The sequence below is a fragment of the Staphylococcus nepalensis genome (genome assembly GCF_014635045.1).
In the GTDB taxonomy this organism is placed as follows: Bacteria; Bacillota; Bacilli; order Staphylococcales; family Staphylococcaceae; genus Staphylococcus; species Staphylococcus nepalensis.
This window is the reverse complement of the sequence record NZ_BMCF01000004.1, coordinates 186637-202531: the sequence shown is the minus strand read 5'-3', so window position 1 is coordinate 202531 and position 15895 is coordinate 186637. Positions and strand designations below refer to the sequence as shown.

The 15895-nt window shown below is 31.7% G+C and carries 24 protein-coding genes; 17 read left to right on the top strand and 7 right to left on the bottom strand.

What is annotated here, in order from left to right; all coding sequences use genetic code 11:
- The first annotated feature begins 155 nt into the window (after positions 1 to 155).
- On the top strand, positions 156 to 1358 hold the full coding sequence (gene coaBC / locus IEU88_RS08115) for a bifunctional phosphopantothenoylcysteine decarboxylase/phosphopantothenate--cysteine ligase CoaBC (protein ID WP_103373149.1): 1203 nt from the start codon (positions 156 to 158) through the stop codon (positions 1356 to 1358).
- Between the two features lies 1 nt (position 1359).
- Positions 1360 to 3768 carry a primosomal protein N' gene (gene priA, locus IEU88_RS08110; protein ID WP_103373148.1) on the top strand — a complete coding sequence of 803 codons (2409 nt, stop codon included), beginning with the start codon at positions 1360 to 1362 and terminating at the stop codon, positions 3766 to 3768.
- A gap of 89 nt (positions 3769 to 3857) precedes the next feature.
- On the opposite strand, the gene IEU88_RS08105 is transcribed toward priA, so the two are convergent.
- Positions 3858 to 5063 (bottom strand): tyrosine-type recombinase/integrase, encoded by a 1206-nt coding sequence (locus IEU88_RS08105; protein WP_115359572.1) that lies wholly within the window; start codon positions 5061 to 5063, stop codon positions 3858 to 3860.
- 403 nt (positions 5064 to 5466) lie between these two features.
- Here IEU88_RS08105 and IEU88_RS08100 point away from each other — a divergent pair, with 403 nt between their 5' ends.
- Entirely contained in the window at positions 5467 to 5769 is a 303-nt protein-coding gene (locus tag IEU88_RS08100; RefSeq protein ID WP_148095948.1) for a hypothetical protein, read from the top strand.
- 1 nt (position 5770) lies between these two features.
- Here the strand turns inward: IEU88_RS08100 and IEU88_RS08095 are convergent, their stop codons facing one another.
- From IEU88_RS08095 to IEU88_RS08080, 4 genes are all read right to left on the bottom strand, one after another.
- Positions 5771 to 5962, bottom strand: coding sequence for a hypothetical protein (locus IEU88_RS08095; protein ID WP_103373766.1), 192 nt, complete (start codon positions 5960 to 5962; stop codon positions 5771 to 5773).
- Between the two features lie 716 nt (positions 5963 to 6678).
- Positions 6679 to 7335 (bottom strand): hypothetical protein, encoded by a 657-nt coding sequence (locus tag IEU88_RS08090; RefSeq protein WP_115359570.1) that lies wholly within the window; start codon positions 7333 to 7335, stop codon positions 6679 to 6681.
- A 17-nt stretch (positions 7336 to 7352) separates the two neighbouring features.
- Positions 7353 to 7541, bottom strand: a complete 189-nt coding sequence (locus IEU88_RS08085; RefSeq protein WP_103372536.1) for a hypothetical protein — start codon at positions 7539 to 7541, stop codon at positions 7353 to 7355.
- 14 nt (positions 7542 to 7555) lie between these two features.
- Positions 7556 to 8239: a LexA family protein gene (locus tag IEU88_RS08080; RefSeq protein ID WP_103372537.1), complete on the bottom strand. Its 684-nt coding sequence runs from the start codon at positions 8237 to 8239 to the stop codon at positions 7556 to 7558.
- Between the two features lie 163 nt (positions 8240 to 8402).
- On the opposite strand from IEU88_RS08080, the gene IEU88_RS08075 reads away from it, so the two are divergent.
- Genes IEU88_RS08075 through IEU88_RS08065 form a run of 3 tightly spaced genes read left to right on the top strand, consistent with a single transcriptional unit; the run spans position 8403 to position 9641 of the window.
- Entirely contained in the window at positions 8403 to 8627 is a 225-nt protein-coding gene (locus tag IEU88_RS08075) for a DUF739 family protein (RefSeq protein ID WP_103372538.1), read from the top strand.
- Positions 8628 to 8649: 22 nt separating this feature from the next.
- On the top strand, positions 8650 to 9390 hold the full coding sequence (locus IEU88_RS08070) for a phage antirepressor KilAC domain-containing protein (protein WP_103372539.1): 741 nt from the start codon (positions 8650 to 8652) through the stop codon (positions 9388 to 9390).
- An 11-nt stretch (positions 9391 to 9401) separates the two neighbouring features.
- Complete coding sequence (locus IEU88_RS08065) at positions 9402 to 9641, top strand: hypothetical protein (protein WP_103372540.1); 240 nt, start codon at positions 9402 to 9404, stop codon at positions 9639 to 9641.
- A gap of 1 nt (position 9642) precedes the next feature.
- Here IEU88_RS08065 and IEU88_RS08060 read toward each other — a convergent pair whose 3' ends face one another.
- A complete protein-coding gene (locus IEU88_RS08060) occupies positions 9643 to 9843 on the bottom strand; it encodes a hypothetical protein (RefSeq protein WP_103372541.1) in 201 nt (66 codons plus the stop codon).
- A gap of 145 nt (positions 9844 to 9988) precedes the next feature.
- Positions 9989 to 10840 (bottom strand): DUF4393 domain-containing protein, encoded by an 852-nt coding sequence (locus IEU88_RS08055; protein ID WP_069844504.1) that lies wholly within the window; start codon positions 10838 to 10840, stop codon positions 9989 to 9991.
- A gap of 63 nt (positions 10841 to 10903) precedes the next feature.
- On the opposite strand from IEU88_RS08055, the gene IEU88_RS08050 reads away from it, so the two are divergent.
- The 11 genes from IEU88_RS08050 (at position 10904) to IEU88_RS08000 (ending at position 15893) form a co-directional block, all read left to right on the top strand.
- Positions 10904 to 11167, top strand: a complete 264-nt coding sequence (locus IEU88_RS08050) for a helix-turn-helix domain-containing protein (RefSeq protein ID WP_096810291.1) — start codon at positions 10904 to 10906, stop codon at positions 11165 to 11167.
- Positions 11168 to 11424: 257 nt separating this feature from the next.
- Positions 11425 to 11658, top strand: coding sequence for a DUF2483 family protein (locus IEU88_RS08045; protein WP_103372542.1), 234 nt, complete (start codon positions 11425 to 11427; stop codon positions 11656 to 11658).
- Positions 11651 to 12280, top strand: coding sequence for a Sak single strand annealing protein (locus tag IEU88_RS08040; RefSeq protein ID WP_103372543.1), 630 nt, complete (start codon positions 11651 to 11653; stop codon positions 12278 to 12280). Before IEU88_RS08045 ends, IEU88_RS08040 begins: the two co-directional genes overlap by 8 nt.
- Positions 12270 to 12710, top strand: coding sequence for a single-stranded DNA-binding protein (ssb, locus tag IEU88_RS08035; protein ID WP_103372544.1), 441 nt, complete (start codon positions 12270 to 12272; stop codon positions 12708 to 12710). The genes IEU88_RS08040 and ssb overlap by 11 nt, the downstream gene beginning before the upstream one ends.
- Before the next feature lie 14 nt (positions 12711 to 12724).
- Positions 12725 to 13393 (top strand): putative HNHc nuclease, encoded by a 669-nt coding sequence (locus IEU88_RS08030; RefSeq protein WP_103372545.1) that lies wholly within the window; start codon positions 12725 to 12727, stop codon positions 13391 to 13393.
- Positions 13390 to 14109 carry a helix-turn-helix domain-containing protein gene (locus IEU88_RS08025; protein ID WP_229719047.1) on the top strand — a complete coding sequence of 240 codons (720 nt, stop codon included), beginning with the start codon at positions 13390 to 13392 and terminating at the stop codon, positions 14107 to 14109. Before IEU88_RS08030 ends, IEU88_RS08025 begins: the two co-directional genes overlap by 4 nt.
- A gap of 10 nt (positions 14110 to 14119) precedes the next feature.
- Positions 14120 to 14893: an ATP-binding protein gene (locus tag IEU88_RS08020; RefSeq protein ID WP_103372546.1), complete on the top strand. Its 774-nt coding sequence runs from the start codon at positions 14120 to 14122 to the stop codon at positions 14891 to 14893.
- Positions 14887 to 15060: a hypothetical protein gene (locus IEU88_RS08015; protein WP_160148683.1), complete on the top strand. Its 174-nt coding sequence runs from the start codon at positions 14887 to 14889 to the stop codon at positions 15058 to 15060. Before IEU88_RS08020 ends, IEU88_RS08015 begins: the two co-directional genes overlap by 7 nt.
- Positions 15061 to 15273: a hypothetical protein gene (locus IEU88_RS08010; RefSeq protein ID WP_103372547.1), complete on the top strand. Its 213-nt coding sequence runs from the start codon at positions 15061 to 15063 to the stop codon at positions 15271 to 15273.
- Positions 15274 to 15283: 10 nt separating this feature from the next.
- Complete coding sequence (locus IEU88_RS08005; RefSeq protein WP_103372548.1) at positions 15284 to 15694, top strand: RusA family crossover junction endodeoxyribonuclease; 411 nt, start codon at positions 15284 to 15286, stop codon at positions 15692 to 15694.
- On the top strand, positions 15687 to 15893 hold the full coding sequence (locus IEU88_RS08000; protein ID WP_103372549.1) for a hypothetical protein: 207 nt from the start codon (positions 15687 to 15689) through the stop codon (positions 15891 to 15893). The genes IEU88_RS08005 and IEU88_RS08000 overlap by 8 nt, the downstream gene beginning before the upstream one ends.
- Positions 15894 to 15895 lie beyond the last annotated feature (2 nt).

Below are 15895 nucleotides of genomic sequence, written 5' to 3'. Positions count from 1 at the left end.
CTATAAATCATATTGATAAAAGCTTAGTTATCCTAGCTATAATAAATTAATACCAAATATTTATTTAGATAGGTTGATGATTGAATATATTTAATTGTTCGAAATCATTTTAAGATAGTGATGGGAAGACATAAATTATTTGGAGGAGAACTACGATGAAAAATATATTACTTGCTGTAACTGGTGGTATCGCTGCATATAAAGCAATAGATTTAACAAGTAAATTAACACAAGCTGATTATGAGGTCAGAGTTATGTTAACAGATCACGCACAAGAATTTGTAACGCCTTTAGCTTTTCAAGCTATAGGAAGAAATCCTGTTTATACAAATACTTTTATAGAACAAAACCCTGAGGAAATTCAACATGTGGCTCTAGGAGATTGGGCAGACGCTATTGTCGTGGCACCTGCAACTGCCAATACAATAGCAAAATTAGCAAACGGCATCGCAGATGATATGGTGACATCTACCATACTAGCTACAGAGACGCCTAAATTTATTGCACCAGCAATGAATGTTCATATGTATGAAAATAAAAGAACACAACATAATTTAGCTACTTTAAGTGCTGATGGTTATTATTTCTTAGAACCTGGCGAAGGCTTCTTAGCTTGTGGTTATGTAGCTAAAGGGAGAATGGAAGAACCATTGCAGATCTTAGAAAGATTAAACCAATATTTTAATAATGATCTACCGAATAAAAAAAATAGTAAATTTAAGGGCGTCCATGCGATAGTAACAGCTGGTCCGACTATTGAAGAATTAGACCCAGTTCGCTATTTATCCAATCGTTCTTCAGGTAAAATGGGCTATGCTTTAGCAGAATCATTATCAAAAAGAGGCGCTAAAGTTACACTTATATCCGGTCCAACACATCTAGACGCTCCTAAAAATGTAGAGCTTATACCAATAGAAAGTGCTCAACAAATGTTTGAAGCGGTTAAATTACGATTTGATAGTACGGATATTGTATTTAAATCTGCAGCAGTATCTGATTATGCGCCAGCTGAAATGTTAGATCATAAACTAAAAAAACAAGCAGGGGACTTAACGGTAACATTTAAAAGAACGCCCGATATTTTAAAATATCTTGGAGAAAATAAGCATAAACAATTTTTAGTTGGTTTTGCAGCAGAAACTCAAAATATTGAAACATATGCTCAAAAAAAATTAAAAAGTAAAAATGTCGATGTCATCATAGCCAATAATGTCGGAGATCGAACGATTGGGTTTAGTTCAGATGATAACGCTTATACAATGTATTATAAAAACGGCAAGGCGGTAGAATTAGGGAAACATAAGAAAGTCATATTAGCGGAGCATATATTGGACAGTTTAGAAACAAGGTGGCAATAAAATGATAGCAAAAGTAATTGTGGATATACCTTCTAAAAGTGTTGATTTTACGTTTGATTATATCATTCCACAAACATTCCAATCGATGATAGATATTGGTATGCGCGTGATTGTCCCTTTTGGACCAAGAACAATTCAAGGCTATGTAATGAATATAACAGATCAACCAGATGCGAGTATGGACATATCAAAATTAAAAGAAGTTAAAGAAATTCAAGATATCAAACCAGAATTGACGAAAGAATTAATTGAACTGACAGACTGGTATCATACGTATTTTGTTACAAAACGAATTTCAATGTTAGAGGTTATGCTTCCAAGCGCTATCAAAGCTAAATATACCAAGGTATTTGCTATTAAAGACGCTACAGATATACCCAATACATTGTTGCAACGATTCAATGCTGAAGGTCATTATGCATATAAAGAAGCTCAAAAAAATGAAGATCTAACAACTATTGCGCCATTTTTAAAGCAAGGAGCAATTACTGAAAAAACACTATTATCTCAATCTTTAAATAAAAAGAAACAACGTGCTGTGCGTATTGTTGAAGGTTTCGATTACGATATGGTATTAGGTTCTTTAGAAAAGTCTAAAAAACAATATGAGCTATATGCCTATTTAATGGATGAAAATCACCATGTCGTGTTATTAAAACAATTAGAAGAAATGGGCTTTTCAAAGTCGAGTATAGATACGTTATCACGGAAAGGCTTTATTGAAAAATATGACACTACTATAGAACGCGATCCCTTTGCGACACGTGTGTTTGAGCAAGATGAGAAACAATCACTGACTAATGAACAACAACAAGCGTATGAAACAATCATAGATACAATTAACAAAAAAGAACAACGGACATTTTTATTACATGGCGTGACTGGTTCTGGAAAGACAGAAGTCTATTTACAAACAATCGAAACCGTACTAAAGCAAGGTAGGCAAGCAATGATGTTAGTACCTGAAATTGCACTCACACCACAAATGGTATTAAGATTTAAACGTAGATTCGGTGATGAAGTAGCTGTTTTACATTCAGGTTTATCCAAGGGTGAACGTTATGATGAATGGCAAAAAATTAGAGATGGTAAAGCAAGCGTGAGCGTTGGCGCGCGTTCAAGTGTATTTGCACCATTTAAAGATTTAGGCATGATTATCATTGACGAAGAGCACGAATCTTCATATAAACAAGAGGATTATCCAAGGTATCATGCTAGAGACATCGCGCAATGGCGAAGTCAATATCATCAGTGTCCATTAATTTTAGGTAGTGCGACGCCTAGTTTAGAATCATTTGCTCGTGCAGATAAAGGTGTTTATGAACTTTTATCGTTACCAAATAGAGTGAATCAACAAGCCTTACCAGAAGTTAAAATTGTAGATATGAGAGCAGAGCTCACTTCAGGCAATCGTTCTATGTTCTCAGAAGGGTTGCGTAGTGCGATTCAAGATAGATTAGATAAAAAAGAACAAGTTGTTTTATTTTTAAATAGACGTGGCTATGCTTCATTTATGCTGTGTCGTGATTGTGGTCATGTCCCTCAATGTCCTAATTGTGATATTTCGTTAACTTACCATAAATCGACTGACCAATTAAAATGTCATTATTGTGGTCATCAAGAAGTTCCACCTAATAAATGTCCAAACTGTGAAAGTGAACATATTAGACAAGTCGGTACTGGGACGCAAAGAGTGGAAGAGTTGTTACAAGAAAATTTTGAAACAGCCAAGATTATTCGTATGGATGTGGATACGACTTCTAGAAAAGGGGCGCATGAACGATTGTTAGATGACTTTGGTTCAGGTAAAGGCGATATTTTATTAGGCACACAAATGATTGCTAAAGGATTGGATTTTCCTAATATTACATTAGTCGGAGTGTTAAACGCAGATACTATGTTAAACTTGCCAGATTTCAGAGCAAGTGAACGTACGTATCAATTATTAACACAAGTTTCAGGGCGTGCGGGTCGTCATGAAAAAGAAGGTGAAGTCATCATTCAAACTTACAACCCAGAGCATTATGCAATCAAAGATGTTCAAGATAACGACTACACATCATTTTTTGAAAAAGAGATGAATTACAGAAAATTAGGTAAGTATCCGCCATACTTCTTTTTAATTAATTTTACGATTGCCCACAAAGATATGAAGAAAGTTATGGAAGCATCTAAGCACATCCATAAAATTCTGTTACAACATTTAACAGATAAAGCGTTAGTATTAGGTCCATCTCCGGCGGCACTATCGCGGATTAACAATGAATATCGTTTCCAAATACTAATTAAATATAAAAGCGAACCTGCTTTACATGAAGCATTAACATATTTAGATGACTATTATCATGATCAATATTTAAAAGATAAATTATCACTTAAGATAGATATCAACCCTCAAATGATGATGTAGAATGTTATTGTAAGTGGCTTAATTGCAGTGTTTATAAGAGTTTGCTAGGTTGTTAAAAATTAACTAAGGGCAGAAAAAGGGCAGATAGTTTAACTTGGGATATTTTCTAATTTCTCTGTTAACTGTTTGTCCATTTTTTCTGTTACATGAGTGTATATTTGAATAGTAGTTTTTTCGTCTGTATGACCAACTCTTTTCATAATTGCTTTTAACGAAACATTCATTTCAACTAATAAACTAATATGTGTGTGTCTAAAAGTATGTGATGTGACTTTTTTGCCTATTTTTAATGATTCTGCAGCATCTGCTAACTGTTTATTAATTTTATGGGTATACATGGGGTTGCCAGTTCTTGTTGTAAATAGGAATCCTCGATTTATATAACTATCATTCCATTGCGATAGTTTTTTGTTTTCTAATATAACTTTCTTTAAAATATTTATAGAACGTTGATTTATTGCAATTTGTCTTTTAGAACCTTTTGTTTTCGTGGTATCTTTATAACCATACCCATTTTCATATTTAAGCCAATGTATCGTCCCATTAATATGAACCATTCTATTTTTTAAATCTACATCGTTTTCTTGTAATGCTTGAAGTTCTCCAATTCTCATGCCTGTTAATGCTTGCAATTCTATTATGCTAGCAACAAAAAAATTCAATCTTTTATCTGAGTGTTTTTTGTTTAATATGAAATCGCGTATTTGTATGACTTGTTCCATTTCTAAATAGTTATACATTTTTTGTTCTTCTTTTTCTATATCTTCAAGCGTTTTGGCTTTTTTAGGTATATCAATATCGTCTAAAATATGTTTGTTTGTATAACTGTAATATTTTGTTGCGTAATTTAAAGCTCTTTTTAGATCATTTAATTGACGTCTTATCTGATTTTCTGAAAAGTTTTCAAAAAGTTCATTTATAAGATTTTGAGCAAATTTTGAATCCAGTTTTATTAAAAGTACAGTCTTATCAAGATGTTTTTTAATATTTCTAATTCTCACTTCTAAATTATTTAAAGTAGTGAGTTTTAGACCTGATGTTTTTTTATGGTATGTAAACCATTCATCTAATAAATCATGAATGGTTAACCTATCTAATTTATTATTGTAATTATCAGCTAGCTTGGAGTCTATTTTAGCGTCTAATTGGAACATAGCTTCTTTCTGTGAAGCTTTAGTATCTTTGTTCATTACAACACTAACTCTACGCCATTTATCTGTATATGGGTCTTTATACTTCTCATAGTAACGATATTTAGTTTTGCCTGTTTTATCTTTGAATTTTTCGTTCCACATTGGGTATTCCTCCTAAAAAAGATAAAAATATATACCCATAGAAAAAAACTATGGAAAAGTGATTAATCTATAGGTATATGTTATAATTAAATAAAAAGTGGGTGAGAAGTTGGAACTAATTCTATTACTTTGTAGTTCAGGTGTTGCAGGACTGTTCACATATATTTATTTAGATTACTTATCTATCTTTGATACAGAAAAACCGGAGATTAAAAAGATGTTCTCAACAATGTTTTCTTTAATAAGCATAGGTATTTTTATATTAGTTAATCATCTAATAGACATAATTATTAAAAGTGATTTACTAAGCATATCCATAGCCTTATTGATATCTTCAATGTTAATAATATTCGTTCTTAATAAATATGTTTATGTGTTTTTATTAAACATATTTAGAACACAAATGAATAAAACTAGAATTGACTCTCAAAAGAATGAACTTATACATGAACATGCAATTGATTCTATTCTTTCTAATAGTCAAATGAGTTATTATATTGAATGTTATCATGACAAATATATTGAGGAACCCTCTATGTACGGCTTAATATTTAAACATGAAATTGATAATAATTTAGATGTGAGTTTTATAATTTCTACAACAGGAAAATTCACAAATCAAAAATTGTCAGAAGCTGATTCATATTATGTGTATCATAAGACTAATATGACAAGTTATTATAAAATATATGGATTTAAAGACTAATTTATTTTCTGTCTTTTCTGAAATCTTTTCCAAACTTTTCTTCCAATTTTGATTCACTTAATGTCTCGTGGTTGTGAGTATGATTTCTATAACTTTTCCTTGCTGGTTCATTACTTCTTTTCTCACCATCAGGTCTTCCACTACGGTGATTTGGGTCTTTAGGATTATATTGATTTCTATTCTCATCACACATTCATATCACCCCCTTTCAACGTCTAACTTAGTTAGGCGTATTTTTGTAAAAATATATTAGAGAATACAAAATTAGTCAGTAATATTCTTTAATTATTCAAAAATTGTAAAATAAAAATACCGAATACTATTAGAAGGAGTATATTACTAATAATCCATATCATGTAAGCACGTTTATATATTGGCTTTGTAGCTTTAAAATACTTAAAAAGGTTAATTACAAACCCTATAAATGCTATTAGAAAAATAATGGTAAATATAATAATGTAAACAGCCATTTTTAACATCCTTTAAAAAGAGAATTTCATAAAAGTTTAGTTAATTAACTAAGTTTATCCTACAAATAATGTGGTATAAATAATTTGCGGATAAATTTTAATAATTTCCTAATGTGACATCTCTTCGGAGGTGTCTTTTTTATTATTCAAAACACATAACTGATATGTTAATATTGTTAGTAGCATTATTTTTATATAATGCTCCCTTAAAAAGATATGCACCCCACGGGGTGCTTTTTTATTATATATTTAAGTCTTTAATCCACATATATTTGAAAATAAAATAGTATATTGAAAAGGATAATAGACTTAATATAATAAGTTTTTTCATTATATATTCTCCTTACTTGTATATAGGGCAGAAGTGACTGCTCTTAAGTTATTTGTAATGTGACAATACTGATTATTATCACTAAGTCACGTGTTTATCTAAATAGATTTAAAAACTTGAAATAATTATATTTATTATTTTACTTTTATCGTTTTTTTCGTACACTACATTATATGTTTTATCAGTACTTGGCGAATAATACTCAAATTCAGAGTCGCTTATTGTATCTTTGATAGATGCGTCATCTTCCATATAATCTAATGTATGTTTCTTAATTAAAGATTGATCTATATTTTCATCTAAAGGTAAATCTTCAAATGATTTTTCTATTTGTAGAATTTCTTTATTATCTCCTACTATATAATTTAAGTCATCTTCCTGGTTATAATACATACCAGCAACTTCTTTTGCTTTAGTATCTGTTAACTTACCATATACAGTATTATTTTTAGGTTTTATATTTTCTTGAATATCACTATTTGTTTCCTCATTATTTTTGTTATGTGATTGCTGGTCCTTCCCACTGTTTTCTTCTCCTTGTTTTGTTACTTCTCTTTTAGTTTCCGATTCTTTTTTAATTTTTGTTTCTTTTTTTGTATCTTTTGATTCCGATTTATCTTTTTCACCTGGAACAGAACTAAAACCTAGTATCAATACAAATATGATAATTGCTGTTTTAACTTTGTTTCCTTTAATCCAATTTATTATTGTATTCCAAACTTCAACGAATTTTCCGTTATGATTATTATTGTTTGGTTCCTTCATTGTATACTCTCCTTAAATTACGTTTTGGTCCTATCAGTAATTTTAGATTCCATTACTTTACGGTGTTGTTCAAGTAATTTATGTCTTTCTTTTTTATGTTTTCTTAAATACTCATATATTTCTTCGATTTCAGCTTCTGTCATTTCAGCTTCCGGTTTTGTTGTATTTATATGAACGTACCCGAACTCTTCATTATTTATAATCATTTAAATAACCTCCATTAAAACTTTTTAACACTTGCAACTACCTTACCGATAAATTTAATTTCACTTTCATCTGAATATACTTGAGGTAGGTGTTCTGGGTTAGTTGATTCAGGAAGTAGCATAAGTTGGTCGCCATTATACCTAATACGTTTTAATGTGCCATTATAGCCATTGACCATAACTACACCTATTTGCCCATTCTCAATAACAGAATCTTTTTCTATAACTACTACTTCTCCATCTTGAAATATCTTATTCATACTATCGCCAGAAACTTTTAAACCGAACAGTTCTTTTTCTTCGTTTAAATCTTTCGTTGCAATGTATGTATAATCTATTAAATTTTCTTCAGAATAAATAGGTAGTCCAGCAGATATTTTAGAAACAACTGGTATCTGTTTCACTGGCAGAGTTTCTAGTTGTTTATTCATCTTATTTCTAGTTCCATCGTCAATTCTTTCTTTTTCAACATTATATCCGAGTAACCAAGCTTCACTAACATTCAAGATTTTAGCTAATATATATAATTTGTTTTGCCCTGGGTTAACTTTCCCATTTACATATTGACTTATATCTGTTTTTGATATTTGAACACCTAATTCTTCTTTATACATTTTAGATTTTTCTATAACGTCTACTTGTTTCATTTTATTTTCTTTTAACGCTTGTTTTAAGCGATTGCTAAAATTAGAAGTCATTGTTATCAATCTCCTTCATTAGTATAGTTATAGTATAAGTTCAATTGAACAAAAGTTCAAGGGAAAAATTCAATATTTTTGAAGTTTTATGTTGAAAGTCTTTATTTAGTGTGTTAAGTTATTTGTAGTTCAAAATTATTGAACTTAGAAAAGAGGTGAAACCATGTGTTTTGACTACTCATTATTAAATGGGAAGATTGTTGAAAAGTATGGCAATAGATACGCTTTTGCGTATGACTTAGGTATATCTGAAAGAAGTCTATCATTAAAATTAAATAACAAAGTGGGATGGAAACAATTGGAAATGGAAAAAACATGCAAACTGTTATCTATACCAATAAAAGATTTACCAGTATATTTTTTTAATCGTAAAGTTCAATATAATTGAACTAATTAAAGGAGGAAATTAAATGCAGGATTTACAAAACAAACCTAACATATCACAGATGTTCAATATTCAAGAAAAAGAAAATGGTGAAATTGCAATTAGTGGCCGTGAATTACATGAAGCACTAGAAATTAAAACAAGATATAACGATTGGTTTGAAAGGATGCAAGGTTATGGATATCAAGAAAATGTTGATTTTGTAGCTATTACTCAAAAAAGAGTAACAGCTCAAGGTAACGTTACTACTTATATAGATCATGCGTTAACAATAGACACTGCTAAAGAAATTGCAATGATTCAACGTAACGAAATTGGAAGAGCAGTTAGACAACACTTCATAAGAATTGAAGATGCTTGGAACAGTCCAGAAATGATAGTTGAGCGAGCATTACAAATTCAAACTAATAAAGTGGAAAAGTTAGAAGCGCAAGTAGAAGAAAATAAACCTAAAGTATTGTTCGCAGATTCTGTAGTTGGTAGTCAAAGTTCAATTTTAGTAGGAGAGTTAGCAAAACTACTTAAACAAAATGGAATAGACATAGGTCAAAACAGATTGTTCGAGTGGATGAGAGAGAATGGCTATCTCATCAAACAAAAAGGGGAGAACTACAATTTACCTACACAACGCAGCGCAGATTTAGAAATCATGGATATTAAGAAACGCACGATTAACAATCCAGACGGTTCGAGCCAAATTACAAGAATAACAAAAATTACTGGCAAAGGTCAGCAATACTTTATCAATAAATTTTTATCAGAGTAGGAGGAAAGGGAATGAACGAATCAATTACAAAAGCACTCTTAATAGCAACTACGGCAATAGTTACTAAAAAGGTGCTTAATAAAACAAGAAACAAAGTAGTACATCGTTTAATTATCAATGAGAAAGACCTTGAAATAAAACAATTAAAAATTAGCAAAGCGATTCGTGAATTAGAAAAAGCTGAATCGACAATAAGTGGATTAATTGAAGAAGGCCTTCCATTTGATACTACTTCAGATCTTGAACATTAAATTACTTTTTCAAGGACTCGACCCAAACTAATTTATCTAAGTTAACTGTAACTTTTTCAGGTTTCTCAACATATAGACTACCTGAAACGGAAGGTGTATCGGATAAAGCTTCTACTATTATTTGATCACCATTAATCAAATGAAGTTTTAAAAACATATCGTCATTATTTTCTAAAAATTGACAAATATAATCGACGTCCATAATTATCACCTCTATTTAGGATTATAGCAGAAAGGAGGAAATGGAATGAACTTAAAACAAGTATTTAAAATAACACTCCTAATCGTCATCTTGGCGGAAGAGATTAAGAGTGTTATCGAATATAAAAGAGCTATAGGTAAACCATTCAATTTATACAACAATTAACGAAAGCTTGTCCAAATGTTGTGATATGGATTGTACCTTTACTAAATTCAATGCTAGATGGTTTACATAAATTATAAATTTGATCAATAGAGAGATTGTTATCTTTGGCTAAAACAGAAAAACCAAAAGTTCCAATTTGTTTAAACAACTGTGAATACCTTTCTTGCTCTTTGTTATAGAACCTCTCAATAAAAGCATTTATCATAACTGGTTCATTGAAAGCTTCATATAGTTTTTCGTTAGTAAAACTATTGATTCCTATATTTATATTTATTAAACCAACTCGTTTTAGATTAACTAATGACATTTCAGTATCTCGATAACTTAGTGGAGAGTCTTTAATAACTACATCGGACAAAGTTATGCTATCACCTTTAGAATTTCTAACTGCTTTGTAAGTAACAGCTGGAATAACTACTTTTTTACTGAGATGTTCAAATAGTATTGCATCATCACCAGACATTTGTTTAATGATCTCTACAAAAGAATGGTGGATATCTTCATTTTTACGATTATCCATTGAAGAAGAAATTAAGTTAGAAAATAAATTTCTTATTACTTTCTCATCTATGTAGAATTTTGATGCTTCAATAGCTGGCCCGAGTAAAGAAATATTTGGTTCTTTTAAATTTTCATCAGGAATATCTTTAAGATTGGATTCTATATTTTTTTTGAATTCATTTAAATCAATTTCTCTTTTATGCTGAATTTTGTTTATCCAAGTGTGATAAGAACCAAAGATTAAATCCCAAGTTAAATTTAAAGTTTTTATAGGGCCTTCAGACGCACCTTCAATAACTTTATCTAAACCTTTGCCAAAAATTGGATCCATAATTATTCACCACCCACTATCGCAGTAGCGATAAATCAATTATACCAGAAAGGAGTTGGTACTATGCCTAAAATTATAACGCCACCAACGTCAGAAAATACTTTAACAGGTAATGAAGTATTCGTTAAACCTTTATATGCAAGAGCTACAAATATTCATAAACTTTTTGATTTTAGCCAAGCCACAACTTATAACATCTTAAATGACTATAAAAAGGACGATAAAGGGATTAAAGATTTATACATTAGTTATTCAGCAACTATGTGCTTAATAGACATTGAAAAGTTTATTGAATTTTTGAAAACAAGACATAAAAAACATTTGTAAGGAGGGATAGCATGAGGATGTTTTTAACAATACTAACAATGCCAGTCATCACATTAATTGTAGCTCTGACAGTACAAGAATTTTTCTTAGGCATTACATTTTCAGTATTACTAAGTTTCCTATCATATTTGTGCTGGGACTGGTTCCTTAACACAATAAAAAAGACTGAAAGCTACTAGCGATAGCAATCAGTCGAAATAAAGTATTCGAAAATATATTCAAAATTAATCATACACAAAATAGAGGTGTTTCGTCAAATGGCGAAGGATATTATAACTTACGTAATTAAAGCAAGGACAGACTTTGACGACTTATATATAAGTAATAAACCAATTGATAAAAAATCAACTATTAAATATTCAAACTATATTGGCGATGCACGTGAGTTTGATGGCACAGAAAAATCTTCAATAGACATGACAAGGCACAAAGCGATAAAGAAAGTATATCCAGCATCATATTTTGTAGATACGGAGGAAGACAATGACTGAACAAACATTATTCAATCAACTTAATTCAAAGAATGTGAACGACCATGTAGAGAAGAAAAATGGCTTAACGTACTTAGCTTGGTCATATGCACATCAAGAATTAAAACGAATTGATCCAACATACACAACAAAATATCACGAATTCCCACATCCAGATGTAAACAGAGATGATTATTTTGTACCGTTTCTTGCTACACCAGAAGGTTACTTTATACAAACGTCAGTAACTGTAAAAGGACAAACTGAAACTGAATGGCTGCCAGTATTAGACTTTAGAAACAAAGCGTTATCCAAAGGTAGCGCAACACCATTTGATATTAACAAAGCAATGAAAAGATGCTTCGTTAAAGCAGCAGCACTACACGGATTAGGTTTATATATCTATAACGGTGAAGAAGTGCCGAGTGCAAGTGACAATGACATAACAGAGTTAGAAGAAAAGATAAATCAATTTGTCAGTATCTCACAAGAAAAGGGACGAGATGCCACATTAGATAAAACAATGCGTTGGTTAGGTATTTCTAATATCAACAAAGTATCGCAAAAAGAAATTGCAAATGCACATGCAAAATTAGATGCAGGACTAAAACAATTAGACAAGGATGATGAAAATGATAAATAGAGTAGTGTTAGTTGGTCGTTTAACTAAAGATCCAGAGTTCAGAACAACACCATCTGGAGTGAATGTGGCGAATTTTACCTTAGCTGTTAACAGAACGTTTACAAATGCTCAAGGAGAACGTGAAGCAGACTTTATCAATGTAGTTGTGTTTAAAAAACAAGCAGAAAATGTAAACAATTACTTATTCAAAGGCAGCTTAGCAGGCGTTGATGGCCGTATACAGTCACGTAGTTATGAAAATAATGAAGGGAAACGAGTATTCGTTACAGAAGTAATAGCGGACAGTGTTCAATTTTTAGAACCTAAAGGGAACAACAATCAACAAAATGCTTCAAAAGGGCAACAGTCAAGTACTAATAAGCAACAGCCAAGCAATGACAACCCATTTGCAAACGGTGTAGATATCGATAATGATTCTTTACCTTTCTGATTGGACTGATTTAAGTGGCAATTATAAAAAACTACATCCAGCAAGATGACGGCACAATAACTGCTGTCATCGAGGGTGTAACTTTAGAAAACAAAGACTTCTTACTGTTAGATAACGGACTAGAAGTAGAGTGCGATGTAATCGTGAATGATCCGTACAAGATAACGGATAAGCAACGTAGAAAAGTATTCGCAATGGTAAGAGATATATTCAATCACTACGGTCAACCAATGGATTATCTACGTTACATGTTTCAAAAACAATTAGAGTTTCTACATGGTTATGAACCTATCTCATTAAGCAACTGTAGCAGAAGACAAGCCAGTGAATTAATAGAGTTAATCTTAGACTTTGTATTCACTCATGACATACCTATGAATAAGGCTACTAGCGACCTTATGAGCAACGATAACTATTTTATATATAAATCTACTATAAGCAGAATATGTGTTGTGTGTGGCGCTAAAAATGCAGATTTAGCACACTATCAAACAGTAGGTAGAGGACGTAACAGAAACAAGATAAATCACTACGGAAACAAAGTATTAGCATTATGTAGATTCCACCATAATCAACAGCACAATATAGGAATGGATAGTTTTAATAAACTACATCATTTAGAAAATGCTTGGGTGAATGTGGATGAAAAGTTAAACAGCATGTTAAGAGGTGAGAAACAATGAGCGATAGTATCAAGAGTTCCATTACTGGTTATGGCTTAGTATTCAAACGAGTAATGAAAGATACAAGTATAAGTATAGAAGCTAAAGCGTTGTATAGTTACTTGTCTGCATATGCTGGAGCAAATGAAACAGCCTTTCCTGGAGTAAGTTTAATATGTCACGAGCTTAATATAAGTGGTAAAAGGTTTCAGAAGTACAGAAAACAACTTGAAGATAATGGTTACTTATCAATAAAAAGAGAACGAACAAACAATGGCTTTAGTAAAAACATTTATACAATAGAACACAACCCCGTATCAGGTCATTTCGTACCGGTACAAAACTTACCGGGAAGAAATCTACCGGGACAAAACGTAGGTACTACAATTAACAGTTCTACAATTAACAGTATTACAAATAACAGTCAGACAATTAATACTAGCGCAACTGACGTTACGCGTGAACGTTTTGAGAATTGGTGGAAACTTTATGATAAAAAGCTAGATAAGAAAAAAGCATTTAGCTTATTTAAATCAGCACTCAAGAAGCATAGTTATGAAACTATCATGGACGGCACTAGAGAGTACCTAAAGACTATAACTAATAAACAGTATCAAAAGTACCCTAAAACATTTTTAAGTCAAGAAAGCTATATGAATGACTTTACAGAAGAAACACAACCGACAGGACAAGACCAACTAGAACGTATGAAGTACGACCTTAGTTATTGGGATTAGGAGTGATTAAATGAAAAAAATGTTAAGCCCTAAAATAACGGAAACGCTTAAGCAATATGAAGCTAATGAGATAGAAAGAGGCCTGTATTGTGAGAAGTGCGGTAACAAGTATGACTTGCACAAGTTTGGTAGTGGTTACGAATACCGAGACGGTTGTGAATGTAGCATGATTGCAGCAGGAATAGAAGCAGAGAAAAAGCGTAAGCAGAAAGCAATCAATAATATATTTAATCAATCTAATGTTAATTACTCATTACAGGATGCCACAGTAAATAACTATCAACCACAGAACCAATCACAAACAGATGCTAAACAAACAGCTATAGAGTACGTCAAAACGTTTTCTATAGATAAACCTAAGTCATTAATCATGCAAGGCTCATACGGTACTGGTAAATCGCATCTAGCCTATTCTATAGCGAAAGCGATTAAAGCTCAAGGTTATTCCGTAGCATTTATGCACATACCAATGTTAATGGATCGTATCAAAGCTACTTACAATAAAAATGCAGATGAAACGACAGACGAACTCGTTAAGTTACTAAGTAGTATAGATTTACTTGTACTAGATGATATAGGTGTAGAGAACACTGAACATACATTAAACAAACTATTCAGCATTGTAGATAACAGAGCAGGTAAGAATAACATATTCACTACTAACTTTAGTGATAAGGAATTAAATCAAAATATGAATTGGCAACGTATTAATTCAAGAATGAAACATAATTCACGCCAAGTGAGAGTTCTTGGTGATGACTACAGGGAGAGAGACGCATGGTAAAAACAATTCAATATGTAAAAGACTTTTTAGATGCTCCAAACTTAAGCGATATGTACGCACAGAAGTTCATAGATGGGGCACACGGAGACGAAATAACGTTAGATGAATTATTGTTCGCAGAGAAAGTAAAACGCACTACAATAAACGCTATTCGCGAGGTGAGTTAAATGGGATTGAGTACAGAATACAGATTGAAACAGAACAATAGCAATATAACTATCGACGTTATCCCATTAGATAATAATAGAAACCGTGTATTTGGATTGCATAAGCATTTCGACATAGATGAATACATTGTAAGTGACGAGAGATTAGAAGCAATCAAGCGCACATTCCGATTAGAACGTGCAGATCAAACAAGCATATTTGATTACATGTAGGAGTGACTAAATGAAACGTATAGAGCTTATAGTAGATGCTCCTATGGCATCACCTAGACCGAGATTTAGAAATGCAGGAAGATTTGTACAAACATACATGCCTGCTAAATATACAAACCATAAGAAAATGTTAAGACAACAGATGCCATACATGATGATAGATAAGCCAATTAGATTAACAATTGAGTTTCACTTTCCACTGCTCAAGTCGTGGAGTAAGAAGAAACATGTGGCAATGGTAGGACAGTATAAGAGAACGAAACCAGACATTGATAACTTAATTAAAACTGTATTGGATGCTGCAAACGGTCATGTGTGGCAAGACGACAATCAAATAGTAGAGATAAGAAGTTTTAAAAAGTATGCAGAAACTCCGAAAGTGATTATGGAATTAGAGTATTGGAGTGATCTAAATGAGTGAAGAAACAATCACACTTCAAATTAGAGTAGAGGTTGAACAAGAAGTCGTTGTACCAGTAGCAGGCAACTATGACTTAGAAGATATAAAAGATGTAGAAGCAGATAAAGCGTATGAGAAGTATGCAAACAATCCAGAGCTATTAGGCTTTGAAGATATTAAGTTTAGAGACGTGTCAGACGTACAAGTAAAGGAGTATTGAGA

What these genes read in the sequence shown, in the direction of transcription:
- coaBC (WP_103373149.1), top strand. Translation starts at nt 156, where the DNA reads ATGAAAAATATATTACTTGCTGTAACTGGTGGTATCGCTGCATATAAA.
- priA (WP_103373148.1), top strand. Translation starts at nt 1,360, where the DNA reads ATGATAGCAAAAGTAATTGTGGATATACCTTCTAAAAGTGTTGATTTT.
- IEU88_RS08105 (WP_115359572.1), bottom strand. Translation starts at nt 5,063, where the DNA reads ATGTGGAACGAAAAATTCAAAGATAAAACAGGCAAAACTAAATATCGT.
- IEU88_RS08100 (WP_148095948.1), top strand. Translation starts at nt 5,467, where the DNA reads ATGAATAAAACTAGAATTGACTCTCAAAAGAATGAACTTATACATGAA.
- IEU88_RS08095 (WP_103373766.1), bottom strand. Translation starts at nt 5,962, where the DNA reads ATGTGTGATGAGAATAGAAATCAATATAATCCTAAAGACCCAAATCAC.
- IEU88_RS08090 (WP_115359570.1), bottom strand. Translation starts at nt 7,335, where the DNA reads ATGAAGGAACCAAACAATAATAATCATAACGGAAAATTCGTTGAAGTT.
- IEU88_RS08085 (WP_103372536.1), bottom strand. Translation starts at nt 7,541, where the DNA reads ATGATTATAAATAATGAAGAGTTCGGGTACGTTCATATAAATACAACA.
- IEU88_RS08080 (WP_103372537.1), bottom strand. Translation starts at nt 8,239, where the DNA reads ATGACTTCTAATTTTAGCAATCGCTTAAAACAAGCGTTAAAAGAAAAT.
- IEU88_RS08075 (WP_103372538.1), top strand. Translation starts at nt 8,403, where the DNA reads ATGTGTTTTGACTACTCATTATTAAATGGGAAGATTGTTGAAAAGTAT.
- IEU88_RS08070 (WP_103372539.1), top strand. Translation starts at nt 8,650, where the DNA reads ATGCAGGATTTACAAAACAAACCTAACATATCACAGATGTTCAATATT.
- IEU88_RS08065 (WP_103372540.1), top strand. Translation starts at nt 9,402, where the DNA reads ATGAACGAATCAATTACAAAAGCACTCTTAATAGCAACTACGGCAATA.
- IEU88_RS08060 (WP_103372541.1), bottom strand. Translation starts at nt 9,843, where the DNA reads ATGGACGTCGATTATATTTGTCAATTTTTAGAAAATAATGACGATATG.
- IEU88_RS08055 (WP_069844504.1), bottom strand. Translation starts at nt 10,840, where the DNA reads ATGGATCCAATTTTTGGCAAAGGTTTAGATAAAGTTATTGAAGGTGCG.
- IEU88_RS08050 (WP_096810291.1), top strand. Translation starts at nt 10,904, where the DNA reads ATGCCTAAAATTATAACGCCACCAACGTCAGAAAATACTTTAACAGGT.
- IEU88_RS08045 (WP_103372542.1), top strand. Translation starts at nt 11,425, where the DNA reads ATGGCGAAGGATATTATAACTTACGTAATTAAAGCAAGGACAGACTTT.
- IEU88_RS08040 (WP_103372543.1), top strand. Translation starts at nt 11,651, where the DNA reads ATGACTGAACAAACATTATTCAATCAACTTAATTCAAAGAATGTGAAC.
- ssb (WP_103372544.1), top strand. Translation starts at nt 12,270, where the DNA reads ATGATAAATAGAGTAGTGTTAGTTGGTCGTTTAACTAAAGATCCAGAG.
- IEU88_RS08025 (WP_229719047.1), top strand. Translation starts at nt 13,390, where the DNA reads ATGAGCGATAGTATCAAGAGTTCCATTACTGGTTATGGCTTAGTATTC.
- IEU88_RS08020 (WP_103372546.1), top strand. Translation starts at nt 14,120, where the DNA reads ATGAAAAAAATGTTAAGCCCTAAAATAACGGAAACGCTTAAGCAATAT.
- IEU88_RS08015 (WP_160148683.1), top strand. Translation starts at nt 14,887, where the DNA reads ATGGTAAAAACAATTCAATATGTAAAAGACTTTTTAGATGCTCCAAAC.
- IEU88_RS08010 (WP_103372547.1), top strand. Translation starts at nt 15,061, where the DNA reads ATGGGATTGAGTACAGAATACAGATTGAAACAGAACAATAGCAATATA.
- IEU88_RS08005 (WP_103372548.1), top strand. Translation starts at nt 15,284, where the DNA reads ATGAAACGTATAGAGCTTATAGTAGATGCTCCTATGGCATCACCTAGA.
- IEU88_RS08000 (WP_103372549.1), top strand. Translation starts at nt 15,687, where the DNA reads ATGAGTGAAGAAACAATCACACTTCAAATTAGAGTAGAGGTTGAACAA.